Source organism: Geobacillus sp. FSL W8-0026, assembly GCF_037966255.1.
GTDB lineage: Bacteria > Bacillota > Bacilli > Bacillales > Anoxybacillaceae > Geobacillus > Geobacillus icigianus.
This window is the reverse complement of record NZ_CP150194.1, coordinates 1,736,961-1,749,789: the sequence shown is the minus strand read 5'-3', so window position 1 is coordinate 1,749,789 and position 12,829 is coordinate 1,736,961. Positions and strand designations below refer to the sequence as shown.

The window sequence follows — 12,829 nt, the reverse complement described above, 5'->3', positions numbered from 1 at the left end:
ACTATCATGTTGCAAAATCATGCCGTTTCATCATAAAGGAAAGGGCCTTCCATCCTCATCCGTTCGGCTTGTCCGTTCCCGAACGGGAATTTTCCGCCGCTGCGGCAAAAACAGCGGGCGCCATGGAAGCGCCGCTCGTTCGGCGCCTCCTCCCGCCTCCCGCTCGCGAACCGAGGCCAACGCCGGCTCGTAAAACAATGATTTCGCTGTCCGATGTGCGCCCATATACCCTTTCATGATGATCCATAACGCGCCGACAAGCGACATATACACAAGCAAATCAATAGGCGCTTCCATGCGTCCCGTCCACCCCCTTTTGCCCCGTCCATCTTCTCTTCTCATACAATAGCAAACTTTCCATCAAAAGAAAAGCAACAATTGATCACATCCGCTCCAAGCGGTGAAATGCCGGCTCGTCAGCCGCCAACATGGCGAGCTCTCCGCTTTCATCAGCCGAAAATGCCGCCTCAAGCTCTTGCTTCGCCTCATCGAAGCGTCCAAGCAGCGCGAGACAGCGGGCTCGTTCGTAGCGAAGTCGAGCATCTTTGGCCATATGGACGCACCGTTCAATGGCAGCCAACGCCCGCTCAATGTGCCCTGCCGCTTCATAAGCAGCCGCGAGCTGCATATTCAGCTCTTCATCCTCAGGATACCAATCGGCGTAGCGCTCCCAAAGCGCCGCCGCTTCCTGATAGCGGCCCGTTTCCATATACTGTTCGCCAAGCAACATGAGCGCCTCACGGGCGAGCGGTTCTTCCGCCACGATCGCCTCCAGCTGCCGCTCGGCTTTCTCGTGCTGCCCTTCTTGAAGCCAAACGACCGCCTGCAACACGCGCAGTTCGACATCGTCCGGGTCATCAGCCACTAGCCGTTCAAGCCACCGCTTGGCTTCTTGGCGCTTCTTCTCATCGTCGGCCTTCAACAAGTGTTCGACGAATTCACGCGCCAATGAAGGATCCCAAACGCGGGCGAGCGCTCGGCGCCACGTTTTGATGGCATCGTCCTCCAGCTCGATCGCCGCATAGAGGCGGGCGAGCTGCCCATAGGCTTCCGCATCGCTGCGATTGAGGCGAATCGCCTCCTCATACAAATCAATGACGATCGAAAACAAGGAAAACCTGCCCATCCATTCTTTCGCTTTTGTCCACCACCGCACCGGCTCGTCGCTTTCGTTCTGTTCCTCTTCCAAATACGGAAGGAGAGCGGCGGCCGCATTCCGATAAACAACGCTTTTCGCCTCACGGCCGATCTTCAGCCGCTCCAGCCGGTGGCGCAGCTTCCCTAAGCCGCGCATCGTTTTCGGGAATAAGGCGACATATGCCGAATACAACGATTCATCGTCGGGATGGCGCACCATCAACCGCTCGAGCAGCTTGATTGCCTCTTTCGTGCGTCCTTCCCGGCTAAGCACATTCGCGTAATGACGAAGCACTTCACTGTGATCCGGGTCAAGAGCAAGCGCCTTCTCGACCGCCGCCTTTTCTTGATCGCGGCGTCCGAGCGCTCCATAGACATATCCAAGACTGTCGTAATACCACGCCTCCCCTGCATGCGGACGGGCATCAGCCAACGCGCGGAGAAGCGCGGAAGGCTCCGCAATCGCGGCAAGCTGCTCCATATCGACACGCTTCGGGGCAAGGCGGACCGCCTGAAGCAAATGCGTATGCTGCCGCTCTTCGTTTCCTTCTGCCTCATAGAGCGCAGCTAAGCGAAAATGGCAAAGGACAAACGATGGATCGGCTTTGAGACAAGCCTCATACTGTTGTTTCGCCTCTTCGTGGCGTCCAAGTGAGGCGCACAGCTCCGCGAGCCGAAAGCGGGAAAGCGCATGGCCCATGGCGGCAGCTTCGCGGTACAAATCCATAGCCTTCGACGGCCGTCCTTGCCGTTCATAAAGGGCGCCGAGAGCGGAATGGGCCGAAACGAGTGTCGGGCGAGCTGAGACAAGCTGTTCTAAAAACGCCCGGCCGCGTTCCTCTAAAGACGGCGTTGCCAGCTGATCAAGGTAAAACTCGTACGCTTCTTCCGCCTCAAACTCAGCCAGACGCAACCCTTCTTCCAACCACGACAGCGCCGTCTCGCGTCCTTCCTCCTCGTCGGCGAACCCATGGGCGACAAGCCATCTTCCCGCGTTCAGCCAATATTCGCTGTTGGCGGCAAAACGGGCGCGCTGCTCGATCACATATCGACGCGCTTCATCCATATCCCCGCGTTCTGCAAGGGCGGCCGCCAAGCCGAGATGGGCGAACACGTCATCGCGGTCATGACGGATCGCCTCTTCGTAGCACGAAACCGCTTGTTCCGCCTCTCCTTCCTCCATATAGAGATCGCCAAGGCGGACGTAAAGCGGCGCCAACCGCCAGGCGGCGGCCAATCCCTCTTCCAACACCGCTTTCGCTTTTTCCCGATCACCGTCGTCATCATACAAGTCAGCCAACATCAAATACGGGTACGGTTCCTGCGGGTCGAGCGCTTTGGCGACGCAAAAGCCGCGTTCCGCCTTGCGCCGGCGGCCGAGCTCCCGATCGCAGCGGGCCCGCTCATACCAAAGCTGGGCATCCCGCCGTTCGCGGCGCACAAGACGATCAAACCAGGCGCGCGCTTCGGCAAACCGCTTCGCGTGGAACAACAGCACACCATGGTTCGTTTCGATAAACAAATCGCCCGGATATAAGCTGACCGCTACGCGCGAAGAGATGAGCCCTTTTTCGATATGACCGGCGTACGCCGAGGCGAGTCCGAAATAGCTCCACACTTCCGGCTGATCTGGGTCCAACTGGAGCGAGGTGCGAAAATAGCGAGCCGCCTCTTCGTAGCGGCTGGCAAAAAAGGCGATTCGGCCGCGCAAATAATGGTAGAGCGGGCTTTGTGCCTTTCCTTTCACCCGTTTGAGCACGTCTTCAGCCTTCTCCATTTCTTGCGTGTAGACATACGCTTTCGCCGCCATCAGCAGCAAGTCGTTATGTTCGGGATACTCGCTCAAGACGCGCCTGGTGTAATCAAACACAAGCGGCTTCGCCTCATCGCTGCTAAAATGCTTCATGACATACAGCCATGTGTACGGGATGTGCTCATGCTTGCGCAAAAAGGCGACAAACGCGTCGAAATGCGCCTGCTCGTCCTCATCCATCTTTTCGGCCAACGCATGCAATTCGCGGAAATAGCGGTCTTCCTCTTCGGGGAGCTCGGCGGCGAGCGCCGCTTTTTCCCGGGGAAGCGCCACAATCGACAAATAATGCGTCCCTGCATACCATTTGGCAAGCTCGTCCTCGGAAACAACAAACGGATCAAATAGATTCGGGTCTTGCACGTACAACGCCCCAAGCCGCTCGTCATAGCCAAACAACACCTGCACGTGCGATGACTGTTCATAATCGACGCTTAACAGCACCGGAACGCCCTCATCAATCAGCCGCTTCCAACGAAGCGGCGAGCCGACGAAAAAGCGGCAAACAAAGCCAAGCTCTTCCAAATAATGAACCGTCGTCGACAATTTCGATCCGCGCACATCAAAAATATGTTGGGCCACTTCATCCTGCGTACGGGGGGAGCCAAGCAATCGAAGCATCATTTCCAAACTTGCCGGCACGCAATAGTTATGCTTTTGCACGACCGGCACAAGCGGCAGCACCACCGACCGTTTCCTTTGCCGCCCAAGCGCTCGGGCGTACGGCGTTTTTTCAAGCTGCGGCTCCGCTTTCACAAGCGATTCAAGCTTCTCCCATTCGTCAAGCTGGTAATACAGTTCGGCGCGCAAATGGGCGAAATAACGGCGATGCATATGAAGCGGATTCAGGCGGTCAAGCTCCTCCATCGCCGCGAGCGCCTCGCGGTAGGCGCGCACATCGCGCAGGCGGCGCACGCGCTCAGCGTAAAACGCTAACACTTGCGGAAAACGCTGCTTTCCTTCTTCCAAAACGGCAAGCGCCTCGCGGTGGCGGCCATCGAGCGCATACAAATCGGCAAGAAGCAAATAGCACATATCGCCGCGCTCCGAGTCGTCGAGACCGGCGCGAATCACCTGTTCGGCGCGCTTCCGGTCGCCGGTCTCGATATAAAAATAGCCCCACTTGTCATGCATCGGCGCCGTCTCATAGCGGGCAACCACATCCATCCATTCGTGCGCCTCATCGATCCGCTGCATATCCAATAAAGCGCGCACCAACGCAAACGCCGCCCGGGCGATCGCTTCCCTCGGCTCCTCCACCCGGCCTTCGAGCGCGGCGGTCAGGCGCGGAGTGAGCGCCTCTTCCACATCGAGCGGCCGGCGTTGATCGAGCCATTCGTCGCACAACCACGCAAGCGTCTGCAGCGTGTTGAACTTCCGGTGGGCGTACCGGGCGACAAGCCCGCTATGCCGGTACATAAGCGCGTAGTCGAACAGGCGGACAAGCGTCCGAAACGGTTCGATCTCGTCCCACGAAGCCATGAGCGGCCGCCATTGAAACAATCCCATGTTTTCTAAATGCGGCCGCACCTGGGCAAGGGCATCCACGATTCGTTTTTCTTCAACGAGCAATGCGATCGGTTTGATATGATTCATACAAAGAAACTCCCTTATTCTTTTTCTAGCTATTTATTAAGTGTAGAACAAGCCCGGCAAAACAGCCACATATTTTTTTCACAAAAATACCGACAAACAAAAAATGGCCTCTCCTTTGAACAGGATCAGCCATATACCGATTCGTTTTATCCGGCGTGCTTGGCGAAAAATTCGAGAGACCGTTCAATAATCATCGGTTGGTCGTAATCGAGCGTCGCCACATGGTAGCTGTTTCGGAGGCGGACGATCTCTTTCTCCGTCGATGAAATGCCTTGAAAGATGATGTCAGCGTTTCCCGGCGGCACGACGTGATCTTCGTCGGAGACAAAAATCAACGCCGGACAGACGATGCGATCGAGTTTCGCTTTTGTCTGTGCCATCAGCCTAGCCAGCTGAAGAAGCGAAGCGGTCGGCGTTTTCTCGTATGCCAGCTCTTTCACATCCGGGTTTTTCAAGTCCGAACCGATCGAATCCAGATACCTCGGCAGCTCGCCCCCGCCCGTCATCCCGGCGGCGATGGCCGGGATGTCGACAGCGGCGTTAATCGGCACGATGCCGCAGATGTCTGGGTGATGTTCCGCCAAATAAAGCGTGAGCGTCCCGCCCATCGACAGCCCGGTGACAAAAATGGTTTGGCATCGTTGTTTCAGCCATCCATATCCTTCTTCGACCGAGGCGACCCAATCGTGGAACGTCGTCCGTTCCATGTCTTCGTAATGCGTTCCGTGCCCTTTTAAGCGCGGCAGGCAAACGGTATAGCCGGCTTTCGCATACGCTTCAGCGAGCGGGCGCATGCTGTGGGGCGTGCCGGTGAATCCGTGCACGAGCAGCACCCCGACCGGCCCGTTTTCGGCGTAAAACGGCTCGGCGCCCGAGAGCACCGGATATTGTTCGCTCATCTTCCTCTCCCCCTTATCTAGTCAAATCCGTTCCTCTCACTATATTCGCCGCCGCACCTCTTTTTTCCTTTTTTTGATCGGACGCCGTTACCACATCGACAACCATGACCACCACCATTCGTGAAACAAGCCGTTGACGCCAAAATAGACGAATGCGATCCAAGCGATGCCAACCAATGCTTTCTCCATCCCTTTTCCCGTCCGATAGAGCGGCACTTTCCACCGCTTGGACGAAAACGGCCAAAACAGCGGCACCCCTTGAACAGAAAAAAAGTCTTCCACAATATGAAACAAGTAGCCGAGCACGAGCCCAGCGGTAAACGGCGACGCCGAGTCGCGCCAGACGAGGGCGGCAAGCACCCCCCAGACGATGAGCGAATGCGTCATGCCGCGATGGCCGAACGCTTCTTTTACTTTCCCCGCGACGCCGAACGAACGGCGGCCGACGTATGACGACGGCTCGTCAATGTCAGGAAGAAGGCTGCCGATGACAAGCCCCGCCGTATAGGCGGCGGTAAACGGCAGCTTTGTATGCGCGGCCGCCGCCGCGCCGAGGCATAATGTGGCAATGACATGGCTGGAGTATCGCAACGAAATCCCCTCAAACTTTTATCGTTTTCCCCATTATACCACAGAAAAGAATATTCGTTCGTTTTTTTGACGGATTTGTGACAATGATGCCAAGTGTGACAAAGTTAACATCGCGTTATTGACATCATGGCTATAGTTAAAAGTACACAACGCTAATAAGGAGTGAAGCAAATGAAACGAAAACGATCTCCGCTCACCAACCGTTTCAAATATATTCGGCCGATCGAGCGCCAAGCCGACGGCCATAGCGAAACAACCTACGGCGACCGCGCCTGGGAAGATGCATACCGTCGCCGCTGGCAGCACGACAAAGTCGTCCGCTCGACCCATGGCGTCAACTGCACGGGGTCGTGCAGCTGGAACATTTACGTCAAAAACGGCATCGTCACCTGGGAAGGACAGCAGCTCGACTATCCGTCGACCGGGCCGGATATGCCGGACTTTGAACCGCGCGGCTGCCCGCGCGGCGCGAGCTTCTCATGGTATATGTACAGCCCGCTGCGCGTCAAATACCCGTATGTCCGCGGCATCTTGCTTGACATGTGGCGCGAGGCGCTCTCCCATCATCCAAACAACCCGCTTGAGGCGTGGAAAAGCATCGTTGAAGACCGCGAAAAAGCGAAGCGCTACAAACAGGCGCGCGGGAAGGGCGGATTCGTGCGCGTCAGCTGGGATGAAGCATTGACGCTTGTCGCCGCTTCTTTATTGTATACGGTCGTCAAATACGGCCCGGACCGCAACGTCGGCTTCTCCCCGATTCCAGCCATGTCGATGGTCAGCCATGCCGCCGGATCGCGCTTCATGCAGCTGATGGGCGGGCCGATGTTAAGCTTCTATGATTGGTACGCCGACTTGCCGCCGGCGTCGCCGCAAATTTGGGGCGACCAAACGGACGTGCCGGAGTCAAGCGACTGGTACAACGCCGGCTACATCATCACCTGGGGCTCGAACGTCCCGCTCACCCGGACTCCGGACGCTCACTTTTTAGCCGAAGTGCGCTACCGCGGCACGAAAGTCGTCTCCGTCAGCCCAGATTACGCCGAGTCGACAAAATTCGCCGACGACTGGCTGTCGGTGAAGCAAGGGACGGACGGCGCCTTGGCGATGGCGATGGGACATGTTATTTTAAACGAATATTACGTCAAACGGACCGTTCCATATTTTGAACGATATGCCAAAACGTACACCGATTTTCCGTTTGTCGTCACCTTAAAACAAAACGGCGGCACATGGACGGCCGGCCGCTTCTTGTTGGCGAAAGACCTTGGCAAACAAACGAACAATGCCGAATGGAAGCCGGTCATCTATGATGAAAACACCGACTCGTTTGTCGTGCCGAATGGAACGATCGGCGCTCGCTGGGAAGACAAAGGAAAATGGAACTTGCGTCTTGTTGATGAGGAAACAGAACAGCCGCTTGAGCCACGCCTGTCGTTTTTAGGGAGCGAAGATGAAGTCATCTCGATCCAGCTTCCATATTTCACCGCTGAGGGCGGAAAAACGATCGAACGCGCGGTTCCAGTGAAAAAAGTGCAAACCGTAACAGGAGACGTTTACGTCACGACCGTCTATGATTTGATTTTGGCCAACTACGGCATTGACCGCGGCATCGGCGGCACAGTCGCCCGCTCGTACGATGACGAGGTGCCATTCACGCCAGCATGGCAAGAAGCGATCACCGGCGTCGACCGCGAACTCGTCGTGAAAATCGCCCGTGAGTTTGCCGACAACGCGATCGACACAAACGGCCGGTCGATGATCATCGTCGGCGCCGGGATCAACCATTGGTTCAACTCCGATACGATTTACCGCGCCGTCTTGAACCTTGTCTTGTTCGTCGGCGCCCAAGGGGTGAATGGCGGCGGTTGGGCCCATTACGTCGGGCAGGAAAAGCTGCGGCCGGTGGAAGGATGGCAGACAATCGCCACCGCCCGCGACTGGGTCGGACCAGCGAAATTGCAAAACGGCACGTCATTCTTTTACTTTGCGACCGACCAATGGCGCTATGAAGAGCGGCCGGTCGATGAGCTCATCTCACCGCTGGCCAAAAAAGCGCGCTATTCACACCCTGGCGATTACAACGTCTTGGCCGCGCGGCTTGGCTGGCTGCCGTCGTACCCGACGTTTAACAAAAACGGCATCGAGCTGTATAACGAAGCAGTAAGCCATGGAGCCCGCACGCCGGAAGAGATCGGCGCCTACGTCGCGAAACAGCTGAAAAAGAAAGAATTGCAGTTTGCGATCGAAGATCCGGACAACGAGGCGAATTTTCCGCGCAACTTGATCGTCTGGCGCGCCAACTTAATCTCAAGCTCCGGCAAAGGGCACGAATACTTCTTAAAACATTTGCTTGGCACGACGAACGGCTTGTTAAACGATGACCGCGACAGCCTGCGCCCGGAAGAAATCCGCTGGCGCGATGAAGCGCCGGAAGGCAAGCTCGATCTGCTTGTCAACTTGGACTTCCGCATGGCCGGCACAGCGCTCTACTCCGATGTCGTCCTGCCGGCAGCGACATGGTATGAAAAACATGACTTAAGCAGCACGGATATGCATCCGTTCATCCATCCGTTCAATCCAGCCGTGCCTCCGCTCTGGGAAGCGCGCTCGGACTGGGATATTTTCAAATCACTTGCGAAAGCCGTATCTGATGTCGCCAAACAAGCCGGCTTAAAGCCGATGAAAGAAGTCGTCGCCACTCCGCTGTTGCACGATACGGCGCAAGAGCTGGCGCAGCCGTTCGGTGAAGTGAAAGACTGGAGCAAAGGCGAAACTGAACCGATTCCGGGCAAAACGATGCCGAACATTCATGTCATCGAGCGCGACTATACGCTCATTTACGATCAAATGACCGCCCTGGGTCCGAACGTCGCCCGCCAGCCGATCGGCACAAAAGGGATTGCCTGGTCAGCGAAAGACGAGTATGAACAGTTGAAACGCCGGCTCGGCACTGTCCGGCGCGCTTCCATCGCCGACGGCTGCCCGGATATCAGCGAAGCGAAAAAAGCGGCTGAAGCGATTTTGACGCTGTCATCAACTACAAACGGCAAAATGGCGGTGAAAGCGTGGGAGGCGCTTGAGAAAAAGACGGATTTGAAATTGGCCGATTTAGCGAAAGAACGCGAGGAAGAATGCTTTACGTTTGAACAAATCACCGCCCAGCCGAAAACGGTCATCACCTCGCCGGCGTTCAGCGGCTCTGAAAAAGGCGGGCGGCGCTACTCGCCGTTTACGACGAACGTCGAACGGCTCATCCCGTGGCGGACGTTGACCGGCCGGCAGTCGTTTTACATCGATCATGAACTGATGCGCGAGTTTGGCGAAACGATGGCGACGTTCAAGCCGGTGTTGCCGCACCGTCCGTTTTCAAACAAACGCCCGAAAGAAAACGGAAAGGAAGTCATCTTGAACTATTTGACGCCGCATAACAAATGGTCGATCCACAGCATGTATTTCGACTCCTTGCCGATGTTGACGCTTTTCCGCGGCGGGCCGACCGTGTGGATGAACAAAGATGATGCGGCCGAAGCCGGCATCAACGACAACGACTGGATCGAATGTTTCAACGAAAACGGCGTCGTCGTCGCCCGCGCCGTCGTCTCCCACCGGCTGCCGCGCGGCATGGCGTTTATGCACCACGCGCAAGACCGCCATATTAACGTGCCGGGCACGAAGCTGACAAACAACCGCGGCGGCACGCACAACAGCCCGACGCGCATCCACGTAAAGCCGACGCATATGATCGGCGGATATGCACAGTTAAGCTACGGATTCAACTATTACGGACCGACGGGCAACCAACGCGACCTGTACGTCGTCATCCGCAAACTCGAGGAGGTTGATTGGCTTGAAGATTAAAGCGCAAGTCGGCATGGTGATGAATTTGGACAAATGCATCGGCTGCCATACGTGCAGCGTCACGTGCAAAAACACATGGACGAACCGCCCCGGCGCTGAATACATGTACTTTAACAACGTTGAAACGAAACCCGGAATCGGCTATCCGAAACAATGGGAAAACCAAGAGAAGTATAGAGGCGGCTGGGAGTTGAAAAACGGCGAACTGCGGCTCAAATCCGGCTCGAAAGCGATGCGGCTCGTCAACTTGTTCTACAATCCGTACCAGCCTACGATCGACGATTACTACGAACCGTGGAATTACGACTATGAAACGTTGACGAACAGCCCGCTAAAACAATACCAGCCAGTGGCGCGGCCGAAATCAAGCATCACCGGCGAATGGATGGAGCTGTCATGGGGGCCGAACTGGGAAGACGATCTGGCCGGCGCCCATATCACCGGTTTGCGTGATCCGAACGTTGTCAAAATGGAGCAGGCGATCCAAGCGGAATTTGAGAATGTCTTTATGATGTACTTGCCGCGCATTTGCGAGCATTGCCTCAATCCGTCATGCGTATCGAGCTGCCCGTCAGGCGCCATGTACAAACGCGACGAGGACGGCATCGTCCTCGTCGACCAAAACGCCTGCCGCGCTTGGCGGTATTGCGTCACAAGCTGTCCGTACAAAAAAGTGTATTTCAACTGGCAAACGAACAAAGCGGAAAAATGCACGCTCTGCTTCCCGCGCATCGAAGCCGGCATGCCGACGATTTGTTCGGAAACGTGCGTCGGCCGCATCCGTTACATCGGTGTGATGCTGTATGACGCTGACAAAGTGAAAGAAGCGGCGAGCGTCACAGATGAGAAACAGCTGTACCACGCCCAGCTTGATATTTTCCTTGATCCAAACGATCCAGCCGTCGCCGCCGCCGCGAAAGAAGCCGGCATCCCGGACGAATGGATCGCCGCGGCGCAGCGCTCGCCGATTTACAAAATGATCGTCAACTGGAAAATCGCTTTGCCGCTGCATCCGGAATACCGGACGCTGCCAATGGTATGGTACATTCCGCCGCTGAGCCCGATCATGAATACGATCGAAGGAAAAGGAAGCCAAGCGAGCGCCGATGACATCTTCCCGGCCATTGATGAAATGCGCATTCCGATCGAATATTTGGCGAATTTGCTGACGGCGGGCGATACGGCGCACATCCGCACGACATTGAAAAAAATGGCGGCCATGCGCTCATACATGCGGGCGAAACAAACGAACAAACAGCCGGACATCCGCCTCATTGAATCGCTCGGCTTAAGCCGTGAAGACATTGAAGAGATGTACCGTTTGCTCGCGATTGCCAAATACGAAGACCGCTTCGTCATTCCAGCATCGCACCGCGAAGAAGTCGCTGACCTCTACGCCGAACAAGGCAGCTGCGGGCTTGCATTTGCCGGCGGCCCGGGCGCTTGCGGCACGCTGTAAAAGGAGAAAGAAGGCGAGCCCCGCCCCCTTCAATAATGAAATGGAGGATTTACGATGAACAGCGAACAACAACAAACGGTCTTTCTATGTGTATCGTATTTGTTGTCTTACCCGGACGAACAGTGGGCCGAATCGCTTCCTGACTGCCTAGACGCCATCCGCTCGCTTGACGATGAAACCGTCCGCGCGCCGCTTTTGGCAGTGGCCGAACAGCTCGCGGTCACCCCGGCTCGAGAGCGGATGGAGCAATATGTCGAAACATTTGATTTCGGCAAAAAAACGAATTTGTACTTGACGTATATGACAAACGGCGAGCAGCGGGAGCGCGGAATCGAACTCGTTGCCTTAAAAGCGCGCTACGAGGCGGCCGGATTCGCCGTCTCCGATCACGAGCTGCCCGACTACTTGCCGCTCATGCTTGAATGGATGGCCTATGCAGATCAAGAGCATACGACCGCCTTGCTCGCCGATTATGCCGGCCATATCCGCGAAATCGGCGACCGGCTGGCAGCGGCAGGCAGCCCGTATGCACAGCTGTTTGACGCGCTCAATCACACATTCACTCAACTCGGCGTGACGCCGCTCCCGAAAGGAGGTGCAACGGCATGGTTAGCCAATTTCTCTGGGTGATCGTTCCTTATTTGTCGCTTGTGCTCTTTATCGCCGGCCATATTTGGCGCTACCAGCGCGACCAGTTTGGCTGGACATCCAAATCAAGCGAACTGCTCGAAAAACGGCAGTTGCGCCTTGGAAGCCTTCTCTTTCACTGGGGCATTTTGTTCGTGTTTGTCGGCCACGTGATGGGCATTCTCATTCCGGAACCGTTTTACACGGCGTTAGGCGTTACGGAGGAGATGTACCACGTCATCGCCTTGGCGGGCGGCATTCCCGCTGGTTTGGCGGCCTTCGTTGGTTTCGTGATCCTTTTTCGCCGCCGCTTGACGGTCAAGCGCGTACGGGTGACAAGCAGCACCGGCGACTGGGTCGCGCTCGGATTTTTGCTTGTCGTGATCGCCAGCGGGTTGTCATCGACGTTTCTGAACATCGATTCGCGCGGGTTTGATTACCGGACGACAATCGGCCCGTGGTTTCGCGGCCTTCTTACGTTCCGTCCGAACCCAGCTTATATGGAAGCGGTGCCGCTTTGGTTTCAGATTCATATTCTCGCTGCATTCGGTTTGTTCGCCGTCTGGCCGTTCACCCGTCTCGTTCACGTATTCAGCTTCCCGCTCCGCTACTTGCAGCGCAGCTACGTCGTCTATCGAAAGCGAATGCCAAAACAAGCAGAGCCGGTCAACCGCGCCAAGTAAGCGAGCGGCGGGCGTCACATCAGGAACCCTAAACTGAACAGGCGGAGGGGGCAAACCGATTGCCTAACAGCCGGCCTGTCAACTTTAACGGCGGCGGGAACGAAACAACGTGCGCTTCCGCATACCCTAACGATCGCATAACAACCTGCCAACAAATGAACCAATAATA

Annotated in this window: 8 protein-coding genes; 4 read left to right on the top strand and 4 right to left on the bottom strand. The window is 56.2% G+C overall.

Annotated elements, in window-relative coordinates; all coding sequences use genetic code 11:
- Positions 1-30: 30 nt before the first annotated feature.
- From NST29_RS08715 to NST29_RS08700, 4 genes are all read right to left on the bottom strand, one after another.
- Positions 31-297 carry a hypothetical protein gene (locus tag NST29_RS08715; RefSeq protein ID WP_011231313.1) on the bottom strand — a complete coding sequence of 89 codons (267 nt, stop codon included), beginning with the start codon at positions 295-297 and terminating at the stop codon, positions 31-33.
- An 85-nt stretch (positions 298-382) separates the two neighbouring features.
- Positions 383-4,543 carry a tetratricopeptide repeat protein gene (locus tag NST29_RS08710; protein WP_339232950.1) on the bottom strand — a complete coding sequence of 1,387 codons (4,161 nt, stop codon included), beginning with the start codon at positions 4,541-4,543 and terminating at the stop codon, positions 383-385.
- Between the two features lie 146 nt (positions 4,544-4,689).
- On the bottom strand, positions 4,690-5,442 hold the full coding sequence (locus NST29_RS08705; protein ID WP_014195917.1) for an alpha/beta fold hydrolase: 753 nt from the start codon (positions 5,440-5,442) through the stop codon (positions 4,690-4,692).
- Between the two features lie 87 nt (positions 5,443-5,529).
- Positions 5,530-6,033, bottom strand: a complete 504-nt coding sequence (locus NST29_RS08700; protein WP_339232948.1) for a metal-dependent hydrolase — start codon at positions 6,031-6,033, stop codon at positions 5,530-5,532.
- A 171-nt stretch (positions 6,034-6,204) separates the two neighbouring features.
- Between NST29_RS08700 and NST29_RS08695 the strand changes: the two genes are divergently transcribed.
- Genes NST29_RS08695 through narI form a run of 4 tightly spaced genes read left to right on the top strand, consistent with a single transcriptional unit; the run spans position 6,205 to position 12,660 of the window.
- Positions 6,205-9,891, top strand: coding sequence for a nitrate reductase subunit alpha (locus NST29_RS08695; RefSeq protein WP_339232947.1), 3,687 nt, complete (start codon positions 6,205-6,207; stop codon positions 9,889-9,891).
- Positions 9,881-11,350: a nitrate reductase subunit beta gene (gene narH, locus NST29_RS08690; RefSeq protein ID WP_021322596.1), complete on the top strand. Its 1,470-nt coding sequence runs from the start codon at positions 9,881-9,883 to the stop codon at positions 11,348-11,350. Before NST29_RS08695 ends, narH begins: the two co-directional genes overlap by 11 nt.
- Before the next feature lie 54 nt (positions 11,351-11,404).
- Positions 11,405-11,980, top strand: a complete 576-nt coding sequence (gene narJ / locus NST29_RS08685) for a nitrate reductase molybdenum cofactor assembly chaperone (RefSeq protein WP_339232945.1) — start codon at positions 11,405-11,407, stop codon at positions 11,978-11,980.
- Positions 11,956-12,660 (top strand): respiratory nitrate reductase subunit gamma, encoded by a 705-nt coding sequence (gene narI / locus NST29_RS08680; RefSeq protein ID WP_339232944.1) that lies wholly within the window; start codon positions 11,956-11,958, stop codon positions 12,658-12,660. Before narJ ends, narI begins: the two co-directional genes overlap by 25 nt.
- Positions 12,661-12,829 lie beyond the last annotated feature (169 nt).

Coding starts and splice junctions, on each gene's coding strand:
- NST29_RS08695 (WP_339232947.1), top strand. CDS start 6,205: ATGAAACGAAAACGATCTCCGCTCACCAACCGTTTCAAATATATTCGG.
- narJ (WP_339232945.1), top strand. CDS start 11,405: ATGAACAGCGAACAACAACAAACGGTCTTTCTATGTGTATCGTATTTG.
- narI (WP_339232944.1), top strand. CDS start 11,956: ATGGTTAGCCAATTTCTCTGGGTGATCGTTCCTTATTTGTCGCTTGTG.
- NST29_RS08710 (WP_339232950.1), bottom strand. CDS start 4,543: ATGAATCATATCAAACCGATCGCATTGCTCGTTGAAGAAAAACGAATC.
- NST29_RS08705 (WP_014195917.1), bottom strand. CDS start 5,442: ATGAGCGAACAATATCCGGTGCTCTCGGGCGCCGAGCCGTTTTACGCC.
- NST29_RS08715 (WP_011231313.1), bottom strand. CDS start 297: ATGGAAGCGCCTATTGATTTGCTTGTGTATATGTCGCTTGTCGGCGCG.